Source organism: Brevibacterium sp. HMSC063G07 (assembly GCF_001810665.1).
Lineage (GTDB): Bacteria > Actinomycetota > Actinomycetes > Actinomycetales > Brevibacteriaceae > Brevibacterium.
Genome location: NZ_KV802321.1, coordinates 187,033 through 211,802, shown reverse-complemented (window position 1 = coordinate 211,802; position 24,770 = coordinate 187,033). Strand labels below are relative to the sequence as shown.

Sequence of the window (24,770 nt, the reverse complement as noted above, 5' to 3'; positions counted from 1 at the left end):
CGCCTCCCGCGACACAACGCGGGTTGGCGTGTCAGCGCCCACACTCCTCTGACGAGGTGCCGCTGTCAGTCTTCCTGTTCGCCTTCTGCCTGTGCCGGCTCACCCGTTTCAGCGTCGGCCGTGCGGGGCGATCTTCCGCTGCGCAGCTGTTCGAGGGCAATCAGACGGTCCTCCATGGAGCGCTCTGCGCCGTTGCCGGTGGGCCGGTAGTAGCGCCTGCCGCGCAGCGGTTCGGGCATGTACTCCTGCGGTGAAACTGAGAACGGGTAGTCGTGTGAGTAGCGGTAGTCGACGCCGTGACCGAGTGCTTTTGCACCGGGATAGTGGGCATCGCGCAGCGGTTTGGGAACTTCGCCGAAGCTGCCCTTCTTGATGTCGGCCAGCGCTTCCCCGATTGCTCGGTAGGATGCGTTCGACTTCGGCGCGCAGGCCAGGTAGACAACTGCCTGCGCCATGGGTATGCGTCCTTCTGGCATGCCGATCCGCTCAACCGCAGTCTGTGCTGACACTGCCACCGTGAGTGCCTGCGGGTCAGCCATGCCGATGTCTTCGGATGCGGAGATCACTATTCTGCGGCAGATGAACCGCGGGTCCTCCCCCGCCGAGATCATGCGCGCAAGATAGTGCAGCGCGGCATCGGGGTCGGAGCCGCGAATCGACTTTATGAACGCCGAGACGACGTCGTAGTGCTGGTCCCCCGCGCGGTCATAGCGCACGCGGGCTTCATTGGCGGCTTCGCGGACCTCAGCTTCTGTGATCACCGGAGTTCCGGCATCTGCGCGAGCCTCTGCGATGCCTGCGGCGGCCTCGAGGACGGTCAGTGACTTGCGTGCGTCACCGGACGCGGTCTGCACAATGTGCTCGAGGGCTTCGTTCTGAAGTTTGTAGCCGTCGGCCAGACCGCGCGGTGAGTGCAGAGCGCGGTCAATAAGTGCGCGGATGTCGTCTTCTGCCAGCGGTTCGAGCTGCAACACCAGCGATCGCGAAACGAGCGGGGCGATAACGGAAAAGGACGGGTTCTCGGTTGTCGCGGCAACCAGCACCACAAGCCGGTTCTCCACCGCCGGCAGCAGTGCGTCCTGCTGGGCTTTTGTGAATCGGTGGATCTCATCGAGGAAGAGGACTGTTGTGCGCCCGTAGAGGTCGCGATCATTGCGCGCGGTTTCGATGACCTGGCGCACGTCCTTGACAGTTGCCGAAATGGCTGAGAGTTCGACAAAAGAACGGTCTGGGGCGTGTGACACCACGTGGGCGATTGTGGTCTTGCCGACCCCCGGCGGGCCGAACAGGATGACGGAGCTGGGGCCGGCCTTTGAACCGGCCTGCGAGGTGGCCAGCTGCTGCAGCGGGGACCCCGGATAGGTGAGGTGCTTCTGCCCTGCTATTTCGTCCATTGTCCGCGGGCGCATGCGCACCGCCAGCGGGTCGAGAGCAGACGCGGAGCCCGAACCGTCTTGCGGTTCGGGCTCCGCGGAGAACAGGTCAGCCAATCAGGCGTCCTTTGATTCCTTCGGCCCTGCGTCAACGCCGGCGTCCTTGCGCTGCTGAGCGGTGATCGGCGCTGGTGCAGCCGTCAGCGGGTCGAAGCCCGCACCGGTCTTCGGGAAGGCGATGACGTCGCGAATCGAATCGGTGCCCGCCAGCAGGGCCACAATGCGGTCCCATCCGAAGGCGATGCCGCCGTGCGGGGGCGCGCCGTAGCTGAATGCCTCGAGCAGGAATCCGAACTTCTCCTGCGCTTCTTGTTCGTCCAGCCCCATGACTTTGAAAACGCGCTCCTGCACGTCGCGACGGTGGATGCGGATCGATCCGCCGCCGATTTCGTTGCCGTTGCACACGATGTCGTAGGCGTTTGTCAGAGCCGAAGCGGGGTCCTGGTCGAACGTGTCGAGGTGTTCGGGCTTGGGTGCTGTGAAGGCGTGGTGAACGGCCGTCCACTTTCCGCTGCCGACAGCGACGTCGCCGGCGGCTTCGGCCTCTTCGGCTGATTCGAACATGGGGGCGTCGACAATCCAGACGAAGGCCCAGTCACCGTCTTTGATCAGGCCGGTGCGTTCGGCGATTTCACCGCGCGCAGCCCCCAGCAGGGCCCGCGATGCGCCCTTTTCGCCGGCGGCAAAGAAGATTGCGTCGCCGCCCGACGCCCCGACTGCCTCCTGCAGGCCAGCGCGTTCGGTCTCCGACAGGTTCTTGGCGACGGGACCGCCGAGTTCGCCGTCCTCGCCGATGAGCACATAGGCCAGCCCCTTCGCACCGTGCTGCTTGGCCCATTCCTGCCAGGCATCCAGCTGACGGCGCGGCAGCGAAGCACCGCCCGGGTAGACGACAGCGCCGACGTAGGGAGCCTGGAACACACGGAACGGCGTGTCCTTGAAGAATTCTGTCAGTTCGGTCAGTTCGAGGTCGAAGCGCAGGTCCGGTTTGTCCGAACCGTAGCGGGCCATGGCCTCGTGGTAGGTCATGTGCGGAATTGAGGCGGGCAGTTCCACATCGATAAGAGCCCACACTTCGCGCAGGATGTCTTCGGCGATGGCGATGACGTCTTCCTGTTCGACAAAGGACGCTTCGATGTCCAGCTGTGTGAATTCCGGCTGGCGATCAGCGCGGAAGTCTTCGTCGCGGTAGCACCGGGCAATCTGGTAGTACTTCTCGATGCCGCCGACCTGAAGCAGCTGCTTGAACAGCTGCGGAGACTGCGGCAGGGCGTACCAGGAACCGGGCTTGAGGCGGGCCGGCACGAGGAAGTCGCGCGCACCTTCAGGGGTGGAGCGGGTGAGCGTGGGGGTTTCGACTTCGATGAAGCCGTGGTGATCCAGCACGCGGCGAGCCGCGCGGTTGGCGTTGGAGCGCAGGCGTATTCGCTTTGCCTGCTCGGAACGGCGCAGGTCGAGGTAGCGGTAGCGCAGGCGGGTTTCTTCGCCCACCTGGCCTGAGTCTTCGGCGTGGTCGGAAACCTGGAACGGAAGGGCTTCTGCCAGGCTGAGCAGTTCGACCTGGGTGTCGACCACTTCGATGTCACCGGTGGGCAGCTGCGGGTTGGCGTTGCCTTCCGGGCGCGCTTCGACGGTTCCTGTCACTTTGATGACGGATTCACTGCGCAGGCGGTCGGCAACGTCTTCGCGGACGACCACCTGCACAATGCCCGAGGCATCGCGGAGGTCGATGAATGCCACACCGCCGTGGTCACGGCGCCGATCGACCCATCCGGTGAGGGTGACGGTCTGACCTTTGTCGGTCAGACGCAGGGATCCTGCTTCGCGGGTTCTCAGCACTGCGCGGTCTCCTTGGGGTTTGTTTCGAGGGTGTCTGTGTTCAGTTTAGCCGTCACGGCAGTGGGCTCACTCAGCGTCGACGCGCAGCACGCGCGGCCAGATGTCGTCTTCTGGCGGTGCCCACAGGTCCGGGTCAGCAGAAACCTGTTCGCCTGTCCGAATGTCTTTGACTTCGCTGCCGGTTTCGGCCGAAGGGAACCACACGAATGGAATCCCACGGCGTTCTGCGTAGCGGATCTGCTTGCCGAACTTGTCAGCCGACGGTGAGACATCGACCGGTATGCCCCTGCTGCGCAGTGCCGCGGCGATCTGGTCGGCTTCCGGTCTCTGGTCTTCTGCGGTGACTGCGACGAGAACTGCGGTCGGCACGCCGCGAGTTGCGGTGAGTGTCCGGTTGGCGCCGACGAGCCGGGACATGAGCCGGGAAACCCCCAGCGACATGCCCACGCCGGGGTAGACCTTCTTGTCAGTCTTGGCCAGTGCGTCATAGCGACCGCCGGAGGCGACCGAGCCCAGAGATTCGTGGCCCTTGAGGAAGGTTTCGTACACGGTTCCCGTGTAGTAGTCGAGACCGCGAGCGATTTTCAGCTGCGCTTTGACGGCTCCGGGGTGTAGACGATTCGCAGAGTCGAGAAGGGTGACAAGGGTGGCGATCCCCTCGTCCAGCAGCGGGTGCTCCACACCGAGGGCGATGACGTCTTCGGCAAAATCCGAACTTGCAGATTCGATTTCGGCCAGACGCAGGCACTGCTTGGCCTGGACGTGATCAGCGCCAGCGGTTTCGATCAGCAGTTCCTCGACCTTTTCCAGTCCGATCTTGTCGAGTTTGTCGATAGCGCGCAGAACCGAGGTGACATCCTCCAAGCCGAGCCCACGGGCAAAGCCTTCGAGGAGTTTGCGGTTGTTGGCGACAATTCCCGCTTCCGGTACGCCCAATTCGCGCAGCGCGTCAAACGCCTGCACCATGACCAGCGGGATCTCGACTTCGAAGTGGTCGGCGAGAACTTCGTCCCCGATGACGTCGATGTCGGCCTGGATGAATTCGCGGAACCGCCCGTCCTGCGGACGTTCACCGCGCCACACCGGCTGGATGGAGTAGCGCTTGAACGGAAAGTTCAGGTGGCCGGCGTTTTCCAGAACGTAGCGGGCGGTCGGCACTGTGAGGTCGAAGTGCAGACCCAGCGGGTTGCGCTCCCTGCCCTCCGAGTGCAACCTGCCGAGGGTGAAGATCTCTTTGTCGATTTCACCGTCTTTGGCGAGGATCGACAGCGGTTCGACAGCGCGCACGTTCACGGCGGCGAATCCGTTGAGCTCAAAGGTGTGTTTGAGCAGATCGAGGACGCGCTCCTCAATGATCCGGTCCTGCGGAAGCCATTCGGGGAAACCCGAGAGCTTTGCGGCTTTGGACATGACAGTGCTCCTTGAAAGATCCGTGGTTCGAAAAAGGTGGATCGGGCTCAGCCGACAAGAAACGGGTTGGCAGCGATTTCGCGGGCCAGTTCAGTGCTGGGACCGTGTCCGGGATAGACCGGCGCTGGGGTGAAGGTGCGCAGCTTCGACAGGGACGCCTCCATCGTGGCGTGGTCTCCCCCGGGAAGATCAGTCCGGCCGATGGATCCGGCGAACAGAACATCACCGCTGAAGTAGACCGCGTCAGAGTCATCTGTGACGCAGAACACGGTAGAGCCCTCCGTGTGGCCGGGAAGATGGTGGGCCGCGATGCGCAGACCGGCAAGCTCCCATTCACGACCATCGACAAATAGCTCGACCTCCGGTGGCTCCCAGCCGTGCAGAACGTCGGCAAGCATGGGCTGGAACTGCGCGGACATGGTCGCCGCGGGATCATCCAGCCGGTAGACGTCGGCCTCGTGCAGCCACACCGGAACATCCCAGTGCCGCCGGTAGTCGGGCAGACCCAAAACGTGATCGATGTGGCCGTGAGTCAGAAGAACAGCCACGGGGGTCAGCCCGTGCTGCTTCAGTCCCTCTGCAAGAGCATCCGTGTTTCCGAAACCGGCGTCGAAAAGCACGCATTCGCCGCCTGTGTCCGCGGCGGCGGCATAGCAGTTGACGCCTAGAAAAGGGGCCTCTGAATTGAGGATGCGCATAGCCGACAGTCTAATGACCGTCGCCGACACGGCGCACAGCGGGTCCAGCCCCGCCGCTTTCGGCCCGCGCTTAAGCCGCCCGGCGCAGAAGAACAGGAGGGAAAACGGCGCCCCGGCTGCCGAACAGGCCGCCGCATTCGAACAGAAAAACGGAAGAATCGCTATGCTGGCAGTGTTTCGCGCCGCAGGCGCCGTCCGACAGACAACCCGAAGGCAGACGATGACCGACTCACCCGCTCCCAAACCGCGCCCCGTCCCCAAGCCGGCTCCTCGCCCAGCCGCCGCAGCCCCCGCTCAGCCGAGCTCGCAGGCGCTCATTGCGGCAATGAACTGCGGACGCGCAGATGACGAAGGCAATGTGTACCTGACAACCTCCAAAGGCGAAGTCGCAGTCGGCCAGTACCCGTCGGCCTCGAAAGAGCAGGCGCTTGAGTTCTACGCGCGCAGGTTCCTCGAACACGCCTCAGCGGTTGACCTGTTGGAAGAGCGCTTGGCCGCCGGCACGAAGGCGGAGGACATCATCCGCTCGGCGGCAAAGGCGCGAACCGACCTTGAAGAGGCCCGTGTTGTCGGCGACGTCGAAGGGCTCAAGGAGCGCCTCGACGCACTCGAGAAGCGCGCGGAGGACGCTGCGAAAGACCAGGCCGCAGATCACGAGAAAGCACGCGAAGAAGGCGTGAAGAAGCGCGTGAGCGTCATTGAGCGTGCAGAAGGGCTCATTGCCCAGGCGCCCGGCAGCATCCACTGGAAGAACACCTCGGCGAAGATGAGCGAACTCTTCGACGAATGGAAGGAGATCCAAAGGAGCTTCCCACGCATTCCCCGCGCACAGGACACAGAACTGTGGGACCGCTTCAAATCAGCGCGCGGAACCTTCGAAAAGATGCGCCGCGAGTTCTTCGCCGAACTCGACAAGCGCAGCGCTGAAGGCAAGAAGATCAAAGAGAAGATCGTCGAAGAAGCCGAACAGCTCGCTGATTCGACCGCGTGGCGCGAAACCAGCAGCCGCTTCCGCGAACTCATGAACCAGTGGAAGGCCTCACCGCGCGCCCAGCGCAAGGACGACGACAAACTGTGGGAGCGCTTCCGCGCCGCCCAGGACACGTTCTTCGGTGCGCGCAGCGCTGATCAAGCCGAGCGCGACGAAGAATACCGCGGAAACCTCCAGGTGAAAGAGGAGCTGCTGGCCCAAGCGCAGGCGCTTCTGCCGGTTGAAGACCACAAGAAGGCCAAGCAGCAGCTGCGCACCATTCAGGACAAGTGGGAAGAAGCCGGTCCTGTCCCCCGGGCTGACATCAGCCGCATGGAAAGCGGACTGCGCGAAGTCGAACGCGCAATCGACCAGGCAGAACACGCCGAATGGAAGCGCACCGACCCAGACAAGCAGGACCGCGCCTCGGGCATGCTCGCCCAGCTGGAGCAGCAGACCGCCCAGCTGAAGGACGAGGCCGACAAGGCAGAAGCCGCCGGCGATTCTGCCACGGCCGCAGAACTGCGCGAAGAGCTGGCCACCAAGGAGCAGTGGCTCGATCAGCTGCGCCGCACAGCTGCTGACTTCAGCTGACCGCTAAACGGCTGACGGCCCCCGGAAGTTATCCACAGCTTTCGGGGGCCTCTTGTTTCGTCGGCGCTGACCTCAGAAAGTGGATGCATGGACACGATCATTCGCACCGGGCATCCGCTGAGCGCACTCCAACTGTATTCGCTCAGGCGCGATGGCCTGCTGATACAGCTGACTGACACCGCGTGGATTCGATCGGGCGCGGTGCTGACCCCTGCGCTGCGCGCGGCAGCTCTGGGAGCCCCGCCCGTGCACGGCACCGCCTTTTCACACGCTGCGGCGCACTGGGTGTGGTGGGGCACAGCGCAGGCTCCGGCGCTGTTGGACGTCACGACTCTGAGCCGGCGCCGCGTGCGCAGAGCCCCCGAAGGCACCGCGGTGTGGGAGCGCAGTCTCAGCCGCGAGGAGTATCGCCAGTTGGGTGAGTGTCGCCTGACCGAACCGCTCAAAACGCTGTTCGACCTGGTTGTCGACTGCGTTCTGCCGATCGAGGACCTCGCTCGGCGCAGACGGGCTGCCCGCGCCGTTCTTGCACCGACCGCCCCGCAGCAGCGCAGAGCCCTGGCAGCATTGGCCGAAGACTCCTTTCGTCGTCCCGGGGTTGTTGAAATCCGCAGACTTCTGCGCTCGGTCGATCCCGCCTCGCACACGGGGCTGTGACCTGCGCAGGCGGTTTCGGCAGTCGCCCCGCGGCCACCAGCGGTGGCCGGTGACCGCGGCTATCAGCCGGTGATGCGATAGACGTCGAACACACCATCGACTTTGCGCACCGCCTTGAGAACCGTGTCCAGATGGCCCGAGTCCCCCATTTCGAAGACGAAGCGCGACTGGGCAACGCGTGCTTTCGACGTGGCGATCGTTGCCGACAGGATGTTGACGTGATTGTCGGTGAGCACCTTGGTGATATCCGACAGCAGACCCGCTCGGTCGAGTGCTTCAACCTGAATCTGCACCAAGTAGACACCGCGAGCGTCGGCCACCCATTCGACGTCAATGATCCGCTCGGGCGAGGCCTTCAGCTGAGCCACGTTGCGGCAGTCCTGCCTGTGCACCGAAACCCCGTCACCCCGGGTGACCCAGCCGATGATCTCGTCACCGGGCACGGGAGTGCAGCACCGTGCGAGTTTGATGAGGATGTCGTCCACACCCTTCACCCGCACACCCGCGGTCGACGAATGGTGTCCGCGGGACCGGCCAGAAGCATTCGACAGCGGGATGGCTGTGGTCTCTTCGGCATCCTCACTGTCGTTTTCGACTTCGCGAGCCAGCAGGTCGACCACGTGGGCGGCAGAGATGGTTCCGTTGCCGATGGCGGCGTAGAGGGCGGAGACATTGTCATAGTGCTGTCCGGTGGTGACGGCTTCGAGCGCTTCGCTGCTCATGAGCCGTTCGGCAGACAGGTGGTGCCGGCGCATGGCTCGGGCCAGCTGTTCGCGGCCGGTTTCAATGGCCTCTTCTCGGCGCTCCTTGGAGAACCACTGGCGGATCTTGTTGCGCGCTCGGGCCGAAGCCACAAAGGTCAGCCAGTCGCGGCTGGGGCCCGCGTTTTCGTCCTTTGAAGTCAGCACTTCGACGACATCGCCATTGCTCAGCGGGGTATCCAGCGGAAGCAGACGGCCGTTGACGCGCGCGCCGATTGTCTTGTGTCCCACCTCGGTGTGCACCGTGTACGCGAAGTCCACCGGGGTTGCCCCGGATGGCAGGGACACGATGTCGCCCTTGGGAGTGAAAGCGTAGACGTCCTGCGCACTGACCTGATAGCGCAGGCTGTCGAGGAATTCATCGGGGTCCTGGACGTCCTTCTGCCAGTCCATCAGCTGGCGAAGCCACGCGACCTGATCGACTTCCCCGCCGTCGCCGACTTTAGCGGTGCGGGCACCGGCAGTGCCCAGAGTCGAGGCGTTGCCGCCCCTGTTCTTGTACTTCCAGTGGGCCGCAACGCCGAACTCTGCGCGGCGGTGCATTTCGCGGGTGCGAATCTGAATCTCAACAGGTTTGCCGTACGGCCCGATGACCGTCGTGTGCAGGCTTTGGTACATGTTGAACTTCGGCATCGCAATGTAGTCCTTGAAGCGTCCGGTGACGGGGCTCCAGTGAGAGTGGACAAGGCCGAGCACGGCATAGCACTCGCGGACTGTTTCAACCAGCACGCGAACGCCCACAAGGTCATAGATGTCTTCGAAGTCGTGGCCGCGGACGACCATCTTCTGATAGACCGAATAGTAGTGCTTGGGTCTTCCGGTGATGTCGGCGTCGATGTTCGCCTCGGCAAGTTCTGCGCCGAGCTCTTTGGCGACGATGCCCAGGTACTTGTCGCGTTCGGGTGTGCGCTCGGCCACGAGACGCACGACCTCCGAATACACCTTGGGGTACAGCGCCTGGAAGGACAGGTCCTCCAGTTCCCACTTGATGGTGTTCATACCCAGGCGGTGAGCCAGCGGAGCATAGATGTCGAGGGTCTCACGGGCTTTGCGGGACGAAGATTCTGCCGATACGTACTTCCACGTGCGGGCATTGTGCAGCCGGTCGGCCAGCTTGATGACGAGCACTCGAATATCGCGCGACATCGCGATGACCATCTTGCGCACCGTCTCAGCCTGCGCGGCCTGTCCGTACTCGATTTTGTCGAGTTTTGTCACGCCGTCGACCATGACGGCGATTTCGTTCCCGAACTCTTCGCGAACATAGTCAAGTGAATAGTCCGTGTCTTCGACGACGTCGTGCAGCAGCGCAGCCGCAAGCGTAATGGGCGGCATGCCGATTTCAGCGAGGATAGTCGCGACCGCCACCGGATGTGTGATGTAGGGATCGCCGCTTCGGCGCATCTGCCCCTTGTGGGCCTTGTCTGCCAGGCGGTAGGCCCGAAGGATCACGTCCGTGTCGAGCTTCGGATGGTTCTCTTTGACGATCTGCAGCAGCGGCGCCAGGACTTTCGGCGTCTGCGGACTGTTCTGTGCGCGCGCCGTCCAAAAAGCAAAGCGACGGCTGAGTCCGCGTCGACCGGAACCTGAGTGTGGCTGTTGAGTCATCTTCCCCTCTGAAACGCCGAAGGTGCTTCCCCATTGTACGCGCGGGGAAGCACCTTCGGGGTCAGAACACGAGCCGCCGGTTCAGCGCGTCACGAAGCGACGCGCTCCTTTTCGCTTCCGGCTTCTGCAGCAGTCTCCACCAGGCGCTCCTGCTGTCGGACTTTGTGCTCTGTCCTGCGCAGAACCGCGTATAGGGGCGAGGCCACGAACAGCGTCGAAACTGTGGCGACGATCGTGCCGACGAACAGCGACAGGGCGATGTCAGTGAGAGTTCCCGCTCCCAGGAGGAACACGCCGATGAACAGAATCGCACCGATCGGCAGCGCGCCGATGGCGGTCGTGTTGATCGACCGGACAGTGGTCTGGTTGACGCCGAGTTCGACAAGCGATGAGAACGTCTGCTTGCGGTTCTTCTCAAAGTCCTTCGTGGTCTCGCGGATCTTGTCGAAGACCACCACCGTGTCGTACAGCGAGAACGAAAGCACCGTAAGGAAGCCGATGATCGCCTCGGGAGTGATCTCAAAGCCCGTTGCCGCGTAGATGCCGGTGGTGAGCACCATGACGAAGAACAGGCCGACAATCGCAGCCAGCGACATCTTGAAGGTCCGGAAGTACAGCGCCATGATGATGAGCGCAAGACCAACATAGATGACTAGTGCGAGCGTCATCTTCTTGGTGATGTTCTGCCCCCACAGCGGACCGACGAAGTTCGAGGTGACGTTCTCGGGGCTGACTTCGAAGGACTCAATGAGCGAATCGCGCACTTTCTGCATTTCGTCATCATTGAGCTGGCGCGTTTCGATCTTCAGCGAGTCGTTCGACGTCGGCACCGTGCGCGGTTCGGCACCGGGCACCGCGTCGTTGACGGCCTTGTTGGCCTGCGCTTCAGCTGAGGAGTCAACGTGGTCGACCTGGAATTCCGAACCGCCGGTGAAGGCGATGCCCAGATTGAACGGCTCGGCGCCGGCTGCACCGCGGACAACGGGAACCAGCAGCGACAGGACCGTCAGAAGGGCGGCAAGACCCAACCACAGCTTGCCTTTGCGCACGAACGGGATCGAAACTTCGCCCGAGTGCAGCTTGTTGCCGAAATCAAAGAACTTCTTCATCAGTCTTCTCCTGCCTGTTCGGCGGCTGCGGCTTTGCGTGCGGCAAGCGATGACGATGTGTCGCGCTCCCGGCGCCTGCGCGCACCTTCTCGCCGCTGAGCTTCCTCGGCGGAGCGTCCGGTGGTCTTCTGTCGCGCTTTTTCGAGGTCAAGGCCCATGGCACCGCGGTAGGCGGCCGGCTTGACGCCCAGCTGACGTGGATCCATACCGGACATCGGGTGGCCTTCACCGAAGAACTTCGTCCGTGCCAACAGCTGCAGCATCGGGTGGGTGAAGAACACGACGATGATGACGTCGACGATCACCGTAAGCCCCAGTGTGAAGGCGAAGCCGCGCACCGAACCGACGGCGAGGATGTACAGAATGACCGCCGCCAGCATGTTGACTGCCTTCGAGGCGTAGATTGTCTGGCGGGCGCGCACCCAGCCGACTTCGACGGCAGACGTCAGACGACGGCCGTCGCGGATCTCGTCTCGGATGCGCTCAAAGTAGACGATGAACGAGTCTGCCGTCATGCCGATGCCGATGATGATGCCGGCCAGACCGGCCAACGACAGGCGGTAGCCGTAGCGCCAGGATGCGAACAGCAGCAGGAGGTAGGTGAGGATTCCCGCCGCCACGAGGCTGGCGATTGTCACAGTCGACAGCGCGCGGTACTGCAGCACCGAGTACAGGACCACGAGCAGCAGGCCGATTGCGCCTGCGATGAGACCCTTCTGCAGGTAGTCAGCACCGAGGGTGGGCGAGATCTGCTCTTCGGACTGCACCTGGAAGGAAATCGGCAGGGCACCGTTCTTGAGCTGGTTCGACAGCGTCTGGGCTTCTTCTTCAGAGAAGCTTCCGGTGATCTGCGCCCGACCGTCGGTGACAGCTGACTGCGATGCCGGTGCTGAGAGCACGAGCCCGTCGAGTTCGATTGCGAACTGGTTGTACGGCTGCTGCAGGCCGGTGATTGTCTGCGTGATTTCGCCGAACACTTTGCGGCCGACGTCGTCGAACTCCATAGTGACGGCCAGGCGGTTGGTCTGCTGACCCGACGACGAGGTTTCGAAGCCGTAGGAAGCGTCTTTGACGTGTTCACCGGAAAGCTCAACCGGGCCGAGCACGAATTTGGCCGATCCGTCTTGCGCACATTCAACGACGACTTCGTCAGCCGGGGTTTGCTTGCCGCCTGTGCGGTTGGCCGGATCGGTGCAGTCGAGCTCGGTGAATTCCTTCATCACCTTCTGCGACTGCCAGCTGTTGTCGGTCATCGGGTCAAAGCGGGGACGCTTGCCGTCGTCATCTTTGCCCTCTGTGCCTTTGGGCTCGGCAGAGGGCGATTCTTCAGCGGGCTTCTTGGCGTCTTCGCCATCAGCCGGAGCGGATGCGGTTCCGCCGCCCTGGGGCGCTTCACCGTCCTGCTGCTCACCTTCCTGATCTCCGATGAGGTCCTCAATCCGCTTCTGGTCTTCTTCGGACAGCTCGTCGGATTTCTTCTTCTGTGAATCCTCTTGTTCTTTCTGCTGCTTTTCCTGAGCAGCAGCGGATTCGGGCGGGCCGACGAAGGCTACGCGGCGGAAGGACAGCTGAGCTGATGAGCGGACGAGGTCTCGGGTCTTTTCGTCAGGGTTGCCCGGCAGGTTCACGACGATGTTGCGGTCGCCCTGAGTGGAGATCTCAGCTTCCGACACGCCCGTGGAGTCGACGCGCTGTCGGATGATCTCGACTGCCTGTTCCAGCTGTTCTTTGGTCACCTGCTGATCTTTGATCTGGGGTTCCAGGATGATCGAGGTGCCGCCTTCGAGGTCGAGGGCGAGCTTCGGGGCCCAGGTTGCCGAGGAGAACACGGCCCCCAGGGCAACCAGGCCAGCCAGCAGTGCTGAGAAGACCCCAAGCACTGCGAAGCTGCGTCCGGGGCGAGCTTTTTTATCTGAAGCGGACACGGTCTGCTTTCTGGTTGGTGTTACTTGGTGTCGTCTGAGCTGTCGGCGTCGTCGCCCTTTGCGCGCTTGGCTTCGTTGTGAGCGTCGAGTTCGGCGTCGGTGATGCTGGGTTCGGAGTTCTTCAGCGGCGATTCATCGGCGTCGTCACGCTGAATGGGTCCCTGATGGGAACTCTGCTCCGCAGGTGCTGCCGGTTCGTTCGCTTCGATATGGCCGATGGACCGACGGTGGATGATGAGCTGGGTTCCGGGGCCGGATTCGATTGTCACCTGGTTGGTCTCTTCGTCAACCGAGACGACGGTGCCGAAGATTCCGGCACCGGTCATGATGCGTGCACCGGGTACGAGACCGCGGGCGATCTGCTCCTGGTGGGCCTTCTGCTTGCGGCGGGAGCTGACCATCATAAAGATCAGCAGCGCGCCGAGGGCGAGCATAATGAGGACATTGGGGTTCACCGGAAACCTCTTTCGCTTATGGGGTCAGAACAAACCTCGGATATTCTACCGTCGACGTCAATCACTCCGAAAACCGTCGTCGAGCGCCCCTGTTGGCAGGCCTTCTCAGAACATTTGAGAAAAAGCACCCTCGGGCGGGGTGAGGCCGATGTGCTCCCACCCTTCCGCGGTTGCTATTCGGCCGCGCGGGGTGCGCGACAGCAGGCCTTCGCGCACGAGGAACGGTTCGGCGACCTCTTCGACCGTTTCGGATTCTTCGCCGACTGACACCGCGAGGGTCTGCAGACCCACCGGTCCCCCGCCGAAACGACGACAGAGTGTGTCGAGCACCGCGCGGTCCAGGCGGTCGAGACCGCGACTGTCGACCTCGTAGACTTCCAGGGCCGACTGGGAAGCGTGCAGATCGATGACGCCGCTTCCGCGCACCTGGGCCCAGTCGCGTACGCGCCGCAGCAGGCGATTGGCAATGCGCGGAGTGCCGCGAGAGCGTCCGGCGATTTCTGCCAGCCCTTCAGAATCGGCTTCGATGCCGAGCATGCGCGCTGATCTGCGCAGAACAATGAGCAGGTCTTGCGGCGAATAGAAGTCCAGGTGGCCCGTGAAGCCGAACCGGTCGCGCAGGGGCGCGGGAAGCAGACCGCTGCGAGTAGTCGCACCGACCATAGTGAACGGCGGAAGGTCCAGCGGAATCGCGGTGGCGCCGGGGCCTTTGCCCACAATGACGTCGACCCGGAAGTCCTCCATGGCCACGTACAGCATTTCTTCGGCGGCACGGGCCATTCGGTGCACTTCGTCGATGAAGAGCACCTCGCCTTCTTCGAGCGAGGACAGGATCGCGGCGAGATCCCCCGCGTGCTGCACAGCAGGACCCGAAGTGATGCGGATCTGCGAGTTCATTTCGTGGGCGATAATCATCGCCAGCGTTGTCTTGCCCAAGCCCGGCGGCCCGGAGAGCAGCACGTGATCGGGAGCCTTGCCGCGAGCTCGCGCTGCATCGAGCACAAGAGACAGCTGCTCGCGAACCTGGGGCTGTCCCGTGAAGTCATCCAGGCCCTTGGGGCGAAGGGCGGCTTCGGCTGCGCGCTCATCCGAACCGGCGCCGGCGCTCATGAGCCGTTCAAGTTCGGCCGGCGTCGGTTCGTCGCCGCCGAAGTCGATTTCGTAGCCGTCGCTCATCGCTTCTTCCCGAGAGTGCGCAGGCTGGCTTTGAGCAGGCTGCTGACATCGCTGTTGGCATCGTCTTCAGCCGCCGCTTCCACAACAGGTTGGACGTTTGCCTCTTTCCATCCCAGGCCGATAAGCGCCTGCACGACTTCTGCGATGATCGACTGTTTGCCAGCAGCCCGTGGAGCAGAGCCCGCACCCGTCGGTGCGGCCGTGATCTTTCCGGATAGCTCCAGCACCAGGCGTCCGGCGACCTTCGGCCCAACACCCGGTACGCGCGTAAGGGCCTTGGTGTCTCCGTCTTCTACCGCGGCGGCGAGCTCGCCGGGGGTGAGGACCGCCAGCACCGCCATGGCCAGCTTGGGGCCAACACCCGATGCCGACTGCAGGGCAACGAAGGTGTCTCGTTCATCACGGGAGGAAAAGCCGAACAGCGTCAGCGCGTCTTCACGAACAACGAGCTCCGTGTGAATGCCGACCTCTTGACCGTGCCGAACGCCGCTCAGAAGCGACGGGCTGACAAAGACTTTGCGCCCAATCCCGTAGGTGAGAACGACAACGGAGTCAGCGTGGATCGATTCAACGCTTCCCTGAATAAAGCTGATCAACAAAAACCCTCAGAGTTTTAGAACAGGTGTGCGAAAACAGTATGCCACTTCGTCAGCGTGATTTGGCGGTCCGAATCGCCGCGGCCCACTGTTCCTGCGCCTTTGTCATGCCCGAACCCTGCAGACCCTGCGCCCGCCGGGCCAGGACGTCCTTTGTCGAACCGGGGGTCGACTGCGCTCCCACCGCCCCGCGCCACAGGTGGCAGATGGCGACTGCCAGGGCGTCTGCGGCATCGGCGGGCTTGGGAGGAGCGTTAAGTCTGAGAATACGGGTGACCATGCTCGTCACCTGCTTCTTGTCCGCTCGCCCGTTGCCGGAAACAGCTTTTTTGATTTCCGATGGGGTGTGCATGGCCACCGGGATTCCGCGACGAGCCGCAAGGCCCATGGTGAGCCCCGAAGCCTGCGCTGTTCCCATAATCGTCGAAACGTCCGAACGCGCAAACGGCCGCTCGATTGCAACGACGTCCGGCCTGCAGTCGTCGAGAAAGCGGTCGAAGGCATCCGCAATCAGGCCCAGCCTGACATCTGACGCTCCGTAGGCGTCGGTGCGAATGACGTCGACTGCCACGAGCGACGGCCGGGATGCGCGCCCGGAGTCGATGACCCCGATACCGCAGCGGGTCAGCCCGGGATCGACGCCGAGGACACGCATGTCAGTCTTCGGCTAGGGCAGCCGCTGTGTCGTCGGAGATGTCAGCGTTGTCGTAGATGTTCTGCACGTCGTCGAGGTCTTCGATCGCATCGACGAGCGCGGCAAGCTTGCGTGCGTCTTCGACCGACAGCGGAACTTCGACGTTCGGGACGAAGGCAAGGTCAGCGCTGTCGTAGTCAATGCCGGCTTCCTGGAGGGCAGATCGGACGGGCACCAGATCGGTGGCCTCCGAGATCACCTCCCAGGTTTCGCCCTGGTCTTTGACCTCTTCGGCACCTGCGTCCATTGTGGCTTCGAGGATCGCCATGTCATCAGCCGCAGACTGCTTGACCACGACGACGCCCTTGCGCGCAAAGTTGAAGGCGACCGAACCGGGGTCGGCCAGGTTGCCGTTGTTGCGGCTGACCGCAACGCGGACGTCAGAGGCGGCGCGGTTCTTGTTGTCGGTCAAGCACTCGATGAGCAGGCCAACGCCGCCGGGCCCGTAGGCTTCGTAGGTGATGGGGAAATATTCGACGCCGTCGCCGTCGAGACCGCCGCCGCGCTTGACTGCGCGTTCGATGTTGTCAGCCGGAACGGAGTTCTTCTTGGCCTTCTGAATCGCATCGAACAGGGTGGGGTTGCCTTCGACGTCGGGACCGCCGGCGCGTGCCGCGACTTCGATGTTTTTGACCAGCTTCGCGAAGAGTTTGCCGCGCTTTGCGTCAATAGCGGCCTTCTTGTGTTTAGTCGTAGCCCATTTTGAGTGACCTGCCACGAAATCTCTCCTCGCGTTCGATTGATGTCCGGTCTACATTGTAAGACCACCACCGGGGCAAAGCGGCCGGCCGTCTACTCCGCACCGCCGGGACCGTTCAGGGGCAACGGCGATACGGGCTCCACGCCCGCACAGACAAGGTCGATGAGGAAAGGCAGTTCGGGCGGGTAGATCACCTCGGAAGACTTCTCGACTTCCTCTTTCGACCACCAGCGTGCACCCGTGATGGCGGCCTTTTCCCTATCACTCCACATGGCTTCGTCAAGATCGATGTCTTCGGTGAAGCGCATGCCGAAGTACACCTCGTCCTGCACCAGCACACCGGTTGAGAACTGGATGGACACACGGCACGTGGCCAAGGGGCCCAGAAGATCAGACGGTTCACATTCAATGCCGGTCTCTTCGGCGAGTTCCCGGGCCGCAGTCTGCTTCGAGGTCTCCCCCAGTTCAGCTCCGCCGCCTACGGTGAACCAGTAGCGTCGCGAATGATCCCCCAGGTCGCGGCACTGGAGCATGAACACTTCGTCTTCAGCATTGAGAAGCACCACGCGGGCAGCCGTGCGGACCTTCATACCGTGTCCTCCGATTTCACGCTCAGGAAAACCGAGCGCATTCTCTGAAAAACAGTCACAAGGGCACCGGCGGCAACCAGTGCAAGTGCGCTAGTGAGCACACTATACGGCGCCCCGAGGCCGACACAACCGGCGGCGACGAGCACCACGATCAAACGCTCCGTGCGCTCCATCAGCCCTCCGGACCCATCGCCTCCGACAGCTTCACCTCGGGCGCGGGTGTACGAGACCGTGAACGCGAAGACCAAAGCCGACAGAGCCAGTCCTCCCGCGGCCGCCCGGCCGCTGAGGAAGGCCGCTGCGGCCAGGCTGCCGAACACCGCCCCGTCGGCAATCCGATCCAGTGTCGAATCGAGAAAGGCGCCCCACCTGCTGGTGGTGCCGCGGAGTCGGGCGAGTGTCCCGTCGAGCATGTCGAACAGAACAAAGAACGTCACCGCGAGAGTACCCAGAAGGTAGTGCTGCAGCGGGTACAGGACGGCAGCCGACACTGCGGTGCCAACGGTCCCGATCACCGTGATCGCGTTAGGCGTAAGCCCCAATCGGCCGAGTACAGCCGCAACTGGTCGCGTGCAGACTTCGACCGCACCTCGGAGCTTAGAGGTGAGCATCGCCGTTATGGGGTTCCTGCCGGTTCCATTCTTCGCTGTAGAGCTTCTGCACCTGCCCGTGGACCAGCGGCAGCGCCTTAGTCTCGGCGATGATCGGGAAGAAGTTTGCATCCCCTCCCCACCGCGGCACGATGTGCTGGTGCAGATGAGCGGCAATCCCCGCACCGGCGACCGCACCCTGGTTCATGCCCAAGTTGAAGCCGTGCGGCGAGGACACCGCCCGGATCACGCGCATCATCTTCTGCGACATCTGCGCGACTTCAACGGTTTCCGCGGGTGTCAGGTCCGTGTAGTCGGCAACATGGCGGTACGGACACACGAGCACGTGGCCCGGATTGTACGGGTACAGGTTCAGGATGACGAAGGCGTGTTCTCCGCGAGCCACGATGAGACCGTCTTCGTCGCTGCGCTCAGGTGCGGCACAGAACGGGCAGGACTGCTCGCTTGAGTCGGCGGGCTTGTCTTCGCCGCCGACGTAGACGAAGCGATGGGGAGTCCAGAGTCTCTGCAGCCCATCGGGTTCGCCGGGAAAGCCGGCAGCCGCTTCAGGTTCGGGAATGCCCGTCATCAGACCTGCGCCCGATCTTCAATGGCCTTGACGATCCGCTCTACGGCTTCGTCTACCTGCACGCCGTTGTCCTGACTGCCGTCGCGGAAGCGGAAGGACACCGCACCGGCGTCACGGTCTTCGCCGCCTGCAATGAGTGTGTAGGGGACCTTGGACTTCGAAGCGTTGCGGATCTTCTTGGGGAAGCGGTCATCGGAGGTGTCGACTTCGACGCGCACTCCCCTGGCCTTGAGCTTTTGGGCAATGTCCCAGCAGTAGTCGTCGAACTCATCGGCCACCGGGACGAGCACCGCCTGCACCGGTGAGAGCCACACGGGGAACGCGCCCGCGTAGTGCTCGGTGAGCACGCCGATGAAGCGCTCAATCGAACCGAACTTGGCCGAGTGGATCATGACGGGGCGGCGGCGCGTGCCGTCTGAGGCGCTGTATTCGAGGTCGAATCGCTCCGGCTGGTTGAAGTCCATCTGGACTGTCGACATCTGCCAGGTGCGGCCGATGGCGTCACGGGCCTGCACGGAGATCTTCGGGCCGTAGAAAGCGGCACCGCCCGGGTCCGGAACAAGCTCAAGTCCCGTGGCTTCGGCGACTTCGCGCAGGGTGTTTGTTGCGATTTCCCACTGTTCGTCCGTGCCGATGAACTTGTCTTTCTTCGCACCGTCGACTTCGCGAGTGGACAGTTCGAGGTAGAAGTCGTCCAGGCCGAAATCCCGCAGCAGGGACAGCATGAAGTCCAGCAGGTGCTTGATTTCAGCTGCCGCGTCCTCTTCTGCAACGTAGGAGTGCGAATCGTCCTGGGCGAAGCCGCGCACGCGCGTGAGACCGTGGATCACACCGGACGGTTCGTCGCGGTACACCGTGCCGAACTCGAACAGCCGCAGCGGGAGATCGCGGTAGGAGCGCCCGCGGGAACGGTAGATGAGGTTGTGCATGGGGCAGTTCATCGCCTTCAGGCGATAGTCAGTGCCCTCGTGGGTGACGGTGCCGTCCTCGGCGATGTGCTTGTCGACGGTGAACGGCGGAAACATGTTCTCGCCGTAGTACGGCAAGTGGCCCGAGGTGTAGTACAGCGCTTCTTTTGAGATGTGCGGGGTGCCCACGTACTCGAAGCCCTCTTCGATGTGGCGCTGGCGGACGTAGTCCTCCATAACCCTTTTGATGACGCCGCCCTTGGGGTGGAATACCGGCAGGCCCGAGCCGAGTTCGTCCGGGAAGGAGAACAGGTCGAGCTCCGCTCCGAGTTTGCGGTGGTCGCGCCGTTCAGCTTCTGCGATGCGCTCCTGGTATGCGCGCAGTTCGTCTTTGGAGGGCCAGGCGGTTCCGTAGACGCGCTGCAGGCTCGCATTGGACTGATCGCCCCGCCAGTAGGCGGCGGAGGATTTGGTGACCGCAAAGCCGTTGCCTATGAGCTTGGTTGACGGCAGATGGGGTCCCCGGCAGAGGTCTTCCCATACGATGTCGCCCTTGCGGCTGCGGTTTTCGTAGATGGTCAGCTGGCCGCCGCCGACTTCGACGCTCGCGCCTTCAGCGCCCTTGCCTTTGTCTTCGACGAGTTCGAGTTTGAAGGGTTCGTCTGCCAGGCGGCTGCGGGCTTCGTCGTCGCTGACTTCGACCCGGTGGAAGGTCTGACCTTCTTTCACAATCCGCTGGCAGCGCTTTTCAATGGCTTTGAGGTCCTGCGGTGTGAACGGCTCTTCGACTTGAAAGTCGTAGTAGAAGCCGTCGGTGATGTAGGGGCCGATGCCCAGTTTGGTGCCGGGGAACAGCTCCTGCACGGCCTGGGCAACAACGTGTGCGGTGGAGTGGCGAAGAATGTTCAGTCCTTCTTCGCTGCTGATGCTGATGGGCTCAACAACATCACCGGGCTGCAGCTGACGGACCAGGTCGCATGATGCGCCGTTGATCCAAACTGCCACTGTCGTCGGGTCGGATGCAAAGAGCTCGGTGCTCGTCATCCCTTCGGTGTAGGGAATTTCTTCTCCGGCGACAGTCAGCGTGTCAGACACGGCTTCTCCTTATACGTGGTCGTTTCAGCGCTTCTACTGTACCCGCTGGCGGCTGTGGTCTCGTTGCTGATCGGCACTCGATTAGGAAACTCCGCCGCAGCGCGGGGGCACTGAGTGAGTGATCTGCCCGATGACGAGCGAAGCGGGGCGGGAACACAGTGTTCCCGCCCCGCGCTTATAGCCGTGCTTCGGCTGGTGTCACTTGATCTTGAAGGACTGCTGGTCGCGGTAGTCCTCACTGGTCATCAGCAGTGTGATCTCAGCCTCTTCTGCAGCTTTAGGCTCAATCGCCTGTGCAGTGTAGAACTCTTCGACTTCGTCAGGCTTGATCGGGTTCTTGTCGAAGTCGAGGATCGGGCTCGACATCTCCCTGTCCCCAACCTGTCCATGAACGGAATTCGAGCAGTCGGCGCCGCCTGCGAAGCATTCGACCCTGCCCTTGCCGGGCTTCAGCGGCTTGTCCGAGACGTTCTTCATGAAGTACTTGATAACAAGAACTTCACGGTTGGCGAACGTCTGGGGGCTGACGGTGTCTGCAGCCTTGCCGCTGGTGATCAGCGCATGAATCTCAATGTCCTTGAATGTGCCGATTTTGGTGGCCTTGTCGATCTCTGCATCGAAGTCGCCGCCCTTAGCACCTTCACCCTCGGGCGCAGAGTCCCCTCCAGCTTCGTCATCTTCCCCGGGAACGGCCGGAGCTTGGGTCTCACCGCTGGGGCTGCTCGGCGAAGCAGTGTTGCTTTCGGATCCGATGCCGACAGCCATCATGATGATGAGAACCACAATGCCGATCAGGCCGAGCGCGGTGGTCACGAAGCCCAGAATAAGTCCGGTCAGGCCCATGCCCCTGTTGTTTGCCTGTCCGTTCTTGACCGCTTTGAGGCTCATAAAGCCCGTGACGATCGCGACGATGCCAGCAAGCGAGACAACGAAGCCCACAACACCGGAAACCAGCGAGATGACGCCGAGGCTGTTCTTCTCGGTTGAACCGGCCGCGCCGGCAGCACCGTACATGTTGTTGCCATCATAGGCCTGCGGGCTCTGCTGGTAGTCCGCGAAATCACCCTGGCTGCCGACAGGCTGCTGGGCCGTCTGAGGCTGGCTGTTGCCGAAGTCAGCCTGCGAATACTGGTTGCCGTAGTCGCCCTGTCCGTAATTGCCCTGGCTGTAGTCGCCCTGGCCGGAGCTTCCGGTGCTGCTTCCTGACGGGTCGGGGTTGGCCCCGTTGGATCCGTCGTAACTGCCCTGGCTGTAGTCGCCCTGACTGGGGTTTCCGGTGCTGCTTCCTGACGGGTCAGGGTTGGCCCCGTTGGAACCGTTCTGCGGGTTGGAGTCGTTCTGACCTGAAGGGGTATCGCTCATAGGGCTTCCTTACGTTTATAGTCGGGCGTTTCATTCGAGACCGATTTTCATCGAACTTTCAGGACCTCATCAGCATAGCGCCAAACGGACCCAGAATTTCCAGAGCAGATCATACCCACGTGGGGCACCGTCGTGATGCGTTCGTCGCACCAGCAGGCACGAGGAGCAATTCCCAGTTGAGCACTACGGCCCATTCTTCACCCGTGAGACTTCGACAGAAGCTGCCGATACGCAGCCGCGTATCCTCACTGACAACTCGGGGATTCGCACCCAGCTGTCGGTCACCCGGACCTATTTTCTAAACTCTGCGCGCCTAGGCCCGTGGTACTAATTTTCTGGGTACTATGCACGCAGACAGATGCCTTTGGGCCTGTCCTCAATGCGCTCTACCCGAAAGGCATGAAGACTTGAACGCACCCTATGCACCCGGCCCCGCAGCGCCCCGGTATGCCCCTGCCCCCGCACTCCCGGCGAAGGAAAACAATACGATCGGCCTAATCGGCTTCATCGCCGCCGTGGTCGGCTTCATTTTCGCGTGCATTCCCTTCGCGCTGATCGTCGGTTGGATTCTCCTGCCGACTGCCTTCATCTTGAGCATTGTTGCCCTGTGCCTGAAGGACAAGAAGAAGGGCTTCGGCCTGGCCGGCCTCATCATCTCCATTATCGGCACCATCATCGGCTTCATCGTGTTCATCGCCGTGGTTGCAACAGCGGTTGGCGGTGCCTTCTCCGACGACACCTCAGTCTCGGCGCCTGTTGAAAAGCCGACCTCAGCTGACGATGCCCTCGAGGCTGAAGAAGCCGACGAAAAGGGCACCCGCACCAACCCGCACCCGCTGGGCAGCACGGTCTCGACCGATGAGTGGACGGTCAAGGTCAACAGCGTGAACCTCAACGCCAACAAGGCCATTGCCTCCGAAAACGAGTTCAACGAACCTGCATCCAAAGGTGAGGTTTATATCCTCGCAAACGTAACGATCAAATACACCGGCACCAACCCGGACGGAGCCATGCCTTTCGAGATCATCGAATACGTGACCGCGAGCGGCACCACGGTCGACTCTTATGACACGCTCGTTGTCGCACCGGATGAGCTCGATTCGACGACCACCCTGTACGAAGGCGCTTCGATCACAGGCAATATCGCATTCTCTGTTCCCGCCGACAGCGCAGACGAGGGCGTACTGGCCGTCGCTCCCGGACTGTTCGGAGACAAGGTGTTCGTCGCCGTAAAGTAACGACGCAGACAGCAACGCGGGGCAGAATCGTTTTGCCCCGCGTCTGTGCTTTCCCGCTCGGACCGGTGAGTCCGACAGGATCCCTGAGCGCCACTGTCCGAAGCGCGCGGATTTCCCGTGTTTGCAAAGAAAAAGCCGGGGCAGAAGCCCCGGCTGTCTGTGCGCGATACTGGGATCGAACCAGTGACCTCTTCCGTGTCAGGGAAGCGCGCTACCGCTGCGCCAATCGCGCCTGTTTAAGGCTATTCAGTTGTAGAGCGAACTCCGTGCGCGATACTGGGATCGAACCAGTGACCTCTTCCGTGTGAAGGAAGCGCGCTACCGCTGCGCCAATCGCGCCAGCCCTGTTTCGAGGTGGCGACGGGATTCGAACCCGTGTATACGGCTTTGCAGGCCGCTGCCTCGCCTCTCGGCCACGCCACCAGAGGCGACCGCCATATCTGGCGAACCAGAGCGGATGACGGGACTCGAACCCGCGACCCTCACCTTGGCAAGGTGATGCTCTACCAACTGAGCCACATCCGCGCAGTGCACTTGTGAAGTTTTCCTTCGCGCCGTGCAACAGAACTAAACTTTACACACCGTTTGCCCCAAAGCCAAATCGGCGCACAGTGACGCTCGTCACCACGCACTGATCTGCCTGCAAGAGTGCGGAAGCTCGGTCAACTGCCGCCCTGATCAGCCCGGTCAGCCGATTTCGACGACAGCGCCGTCATGCGCGAAAGACAGCGCATGTACTTCTTTCGGTAGCCTCCGCCCAGCATTTCCTCGGAGAAGATCTGGTCCAGGCGAATGCCGGAGTTCACGATCCCGATGTCTGCGTCGTACAGCCTGTCCACGAGCGCCACAAAGCGCAGTGCGACACCTTCGTTGCCGATCGGCTCGACCTGCCTCCACGCCGCGAACTGAACACCGTCAATGAGCCTGCGGTACTTCGACGGGTGGATTCGCTGCAGATGCTCAACGAGGCCGGCGAAGTCATCTGCTGCAAGCGTCCGTCCACTGCGCAGCAGACGATCTTCAGCAGTTTTGAGTTCATCTTCGCTCAAGGGCGCTGGCGGTTGGGTGATCTCGCGGTGACGGTAGTCCTCTCCGTCAATGCGCAGCACGTTGAATTGATTCGACAGCGCCTGGATTTCGCGCAGGAAGTCCTGTGCCGCGAAACGCCCCTGCCCCAACGCGCCGGGCAGGGTGTTGGACGTTGCGACGATCTTCGTGCCGGCGTCGGTCAGTTCGCGCATCAGCCGCGACATCATGACGGTGTCGCCGGGATCATCGAGTTCGAACTCGTCAATGCAGACGAGCTTCATCTTCTCCAGTTCGGCCTTTGCCGTCGGAAAGCCCAGAGCGCCGATGAGGTTGGTGTACTCAACAAAAGTGCCGAATGCTGCGGGCTTGTCCGACGCGTGCCACGCTGAGGCCAGCAGGTGCGTTTTGCCCACCCCGTATCCGCCGTCCAGGTAGATGCCCTTCTCGGCTGGCTTTCCGCCCTTGCCGAAGAGCTTTTTGAACAGCCCTCCCCCGCCTCGGCCCGTGTTCGCAAAGGCCTGCAGGCTGTCTCGCGCCTGAGATTGAGACGGCTGTGCCGGGTCCGGCCGGTAGCTGTCGAAGGACACACCTTCAAACTGTGGAGGTGGAACGAAGTCGGCGAGGAGTTCGTCGCGGTTGACGCGGGGATCACGGTCGGTGAGATGAACGGCTTGAGTCACGCGGGCAAGTGTAGCCCGGTGCGGCAAACACCGCGGACGTCAGCCCGTGCGCCCTCTTGCAGTG

The 24,770-nt window shown here is 62.4% G+C and carries 21 protein-coding genes and 4 tRNA genes; 3 read left to right on the top strand and 22 right to left on the bottom strand.

All coding sequences use genetic code 11. From position 1 onward, the window contains the following. Positions 1 to 65 precede the first annotated feature (65 nt). From HMPREF2757_RS00985 to HMPREF2757_RS00970, 4 genes are all read right to left on the bottom strand, one after another. Positions 66 to 1,490, bottom strand: a complete 1,425-nt coding sequence (locus HMPREF2757_RS00985; protein ID WP_070572524.1) for a replication-associated recombination protein A — start codon at positions 1,488 to 1,490, stop codon at positions 66 to 68. Then, entirely contained in the window at positions 1,491 to 3,272 is a 1,782-nt protein-coding gene (gene aspS, locus HMPREF2757_RS00980) for an aspartate--tRNA ligase (RefSeq protein WP_070572522.1), read from the bottom strand. 66 nt (positions 3,273 to 3,338) lie between these two features. Further along, positions 3,339 to 4,682, bottom strand: coding sequence for a histidine--tRNA ligase (hisS, locus tag HMPREF2757_RS00975; protein ID WP_070572520.1), 1,344 nt, complete (start codon positions 4,680 to 4,682; stop codon positions 3,339 to 3,341). 47 nt (positions 4,683 to 4,729) lie between these two features. After that, positions 4,730 to 5,380 (bottom strand): MBL fold metallo-hydrolase, encoded by a 651-nt coding sequence (locus HMPREF2757_RS00970; RefSeq protein ID WP_070572518.1) that lies wholly within the window; start codon positions 5,378 to 5,380, stop codon positions 4,730 to 4,732. Between the two features lie 13 nt (positions 5,381 to 5,393). On the opposite strand from HMPREF2757_RS00970, the gene HMPREF2757_RS00965 reads away from it, so the two are divergent. Then, complete coding sequence (locus tag HMPREF2757_RS00965; protein WP_226829181.1) at positions 5,394 to 6,944, top strand: DUF349 domain-containing protein; 1,551 nt, start codon at positions 5,394 to 5,396, stop codon at positions 6,942 to 6,944. 87 nt (positions 6,945 to 7,031) lie between these two features. Further along, positions 7,032 to 7,601 carry a hypothetical protein gene (locus HMPREF2757_RS00960; RefSeq protein WP_070572516.1) on the top strand — a complete coding sequence of 190 codons (570 nt, stop codon included), beginning with the start codon at positions 7,032 to 7,034 and terminating at the stop codon, positions 7,599 to 7,601. 62 nt (positions 7,602 to 7,663) lie between these two features. Here the strand turns inward: HMPREF2757_RS00960 and HMPREF2757_RS00955 are convergent, their stop codons facing one another. The 13 genes from HMPREF2757_RS00955 to HMPREF2757_RS00895 form a co-directional block, all read right to left on the bottom strand. After that, complete coding sequence (locus tag HMPREF2757_RS00955; RefSeq protein WP_070572514.1) at positions 7,664 to 9,970, bottom strand: RelA/SpoT family protein; 2,307 nt, start codon at positions 9,968 to 9,970, stop codon at positions 7,664 to 7,666. Between the two features lie 89 nt (positions 9,971 to 10,059). Continuing rightward, positions 10,060 to 11,079, bottom strand: coding sequence for a protein translocase subunit SecF (gene secF, locus HMPREF2757_RS00950; protein ID WP_070572512.1), 1,020 nt, complete (start codon positions 11,077 to 11,079; stop codon positions 10,060 to 10,062). Beyond that, positions 11,079 to 13,004, bottom strand: a complete 1,926-nt coding sequence (gene secD / locus HMPREF2757_RS00945; RefSeq protein ID WP_070572510.1) for a protein translocase subunit SecD — start codon at positions 13,002 to 13,004, stop codon at positions 11,079 to 11,081. Before secD ends, secF begins: the two co-directional genes overlap by 1 nt. Before the next feature lie 20 nt (positions 13,005 to 13,024). Next, on the bottom strand, positions 13,025 to 13,459 hold the full coding sequence (gene yajC, locus HMPREF2757_RS00940; protein WP_070572509.1) for a preprotein translocase subunit YajC: 435 nt from the start codon (positions 13,457 to 13,459) through the stop codon (positions 13,025 to 13,027). A gap of 105 nt (positions 13,460 to 13,564) precedes the next feature. Continuing rightward, positions 13,565 to 14,635 carry a Holliday junction branch migration DNA helicase RuvB gene (gene ruvB, locus HMPREF2757_RS00935; RefSeq protein ID WP_070572507.1) on the bottom strand — a complete coding sequence of 357 codons (1,071 nt, stop codon included), beginning with the start codon at positions 14,633 to 14,635 and terminating at the stop codon, positions 13,565 to 13,567. After that, positions 14,632 to 15,234 (bottom strand): Holliday junction branch migration protein RuvA, encoded by a 603-nt coding sequence (gene ruvA, locus HMPREF2757_RS00930; RefSeq protein ID WP_226829183.1) that lies wholly within the window; start codon positions 15,232 to 15,234, stop codon positions 14,632 to 14,634. Before ruvA ends, ruvB begins: the two co-directional genes overlap by 4 nt. A 49-nt stretch (positions 15,235 to 15,283) precedes the next feature. Then, the gene (gene ruvC, locus HMPREF2757_RS00925; protein WP_070572503.1) at positions 15,284 to 15,886 is read right to left on the bottom strand and encodes a crossover junction endodeoxyribonuclease RuvC; all 603 of its coding nucleotides are present in this window, start codon (positions 15,884 to 15,886) and stop codon (positions 15,284 to 15,286) included. A gap of 1 nt (position 15,887) precedes the next feature. Continuing rightward, entirely contained in the window at positions 15,888 to 16,643 is a 756-nt protein-coding gene (locus tag HMPREF2757_RS00920) for a YebC/PmpR family DNA-binding transcriptional regulator (RefSeq protein WP_070572502.1), read from the bottom strand. 74 nt (positions 16,644 to 16,717) lie between these two features. Then, the gene (locus HMPREF2757_RS00915; protein WP_070572500.1) at positions 16,718 to 17,215 is read right to left on the bottom strand and encodes an NUDIX hydrolase; all 498 of its coding nucleotides are present in this window, start codon (positions 17,213 to 17,215) and stop codon (positions 16,718 to 16,720) included. Continuing rightward, on the bottom strand, positions 17,212 to 17,826 hold the full coding sequence (gene pgsA / locus HMPREF2757_RS00910; protein WP_070572498.1) for a phosphatidylinositol phosphate synthase: 615 nt from the start codon (positions 17,824 to 17,826) through the stop codon (positions 17,212 to 17,214). The genes HMPREF2757_RS00915 and pgsA overlap by 4 nt, the downstream gene beginning before the upstream one ends. Next, positions 17,813 to 18,394, bottom strand: coding sequence for an HIT family protein (locus HMPREF2757_RS00905; RefSeq protein WP_070572496.1), 582 nt, complete (start codon positions 18,392 to 18,394; stop codon positions 17,813 to 17,815). Before HMPREF2757_RS00905 ends, pgsA begins: the two co-directional genes overlap by 14 nt. Then, on the bottom strand, positions 18,394 to 20,346 hold the full coding sequence (gene thrS, locus HMPREF2757_RS00900) for a threonine--tRNA ligase (RefSeq protein ID WP_370919376.1): 1,953 nt from the start codon (positions 20,344 to 20,346) through the stop codon (positions 18,394 to 18,396). Before thrS ends, HMPREF2757_RS00905 begins: the two co-directional genes overlap by 1 nt. A gap of 249 nt (positions 20,347 to 20,595) precedes the next feature. Beyond that, entirely contained in the window at positions 20,596 to 21,759 is a 1,164-nt protein-coding gene (locus HMPREF2757_RS00895) for a DUF4190 domain-containing protein (protein WP_070572492.1), read from the bottom strand. Positions 21,760 to 22,166: 407 nt separating this feature from the next. On the opposite strand from HMPREF2757_RS00895, the gene HMPREF2757_RS00890 reads away from it, so the two are divergent. Continuing rightward, complete coding sequence (locus tag HMPREF2757_RS00890; RefSeq protein WP_070572490.1) at positions 22,167 to 22,997, top strand: DUF4352 domain-containing protein; 831 nt, start codon at positions 22,167 to 22,169, stop codon at positions 22,995 to 22,997. Between the two features lie 160 nt (positions 22,998 to 23,157). On the opposite strand, the gene HMPREF2757_RS00885 is transcribed toward HMPREF2757_RS00890, so the two are convergent. The 5 genes from HMPREF2757_RS00885 to zapE all read right to left on the bottom strand — a co-directional run bounded on the left by HMPREF2757_RS00885 (position 23,158) and on the right by zapE (position 24,706). Then, positions 23,158 to 23,229 (bottom strand) — tRNA-Val (locus tag HMPREF2757_RS00885). Positions 23,230 to 23,264: 35 nt separating this feature from the next. Next, positions 23,265 to 23,336 (bottom strand) — tRNA-Val (locus HMPREF2757_RS00880). A 13-nt stretch (positions 23,337 to 23,349) separates the two neighbouring features. Then, a tRNA-Cys gene (locus tag HMPREF2757_RS00875) sits at positions 23,350 to 23,420 on the bottom strand. A 29-nt stretch (positions 23,421 to 23,449) separates the two neighbouring features. After that, a tRNA-Gly gene (locus HMPREF2757_RS00870) sits at positions 23,450 to 23,522 on the bottom strand. A 137-nt stretch (positions 23,523 to 23,659) separates the two neighbouring features. After that, on the bottom strand, positions 23,660 to 24,706 hold the full coding sequence (zapE, locus tag HMPREF2757_RS00865; protein ID WP_070573001.1) for a cell division protein ZapE: 1,047 nt from the start codon (positions 24,704 to 24,706) through the stop codon (positions 23,660 to 23,662). Between the last annotated feature and the right edge of the window lie 64 nt (positions 24,707 to 24,770).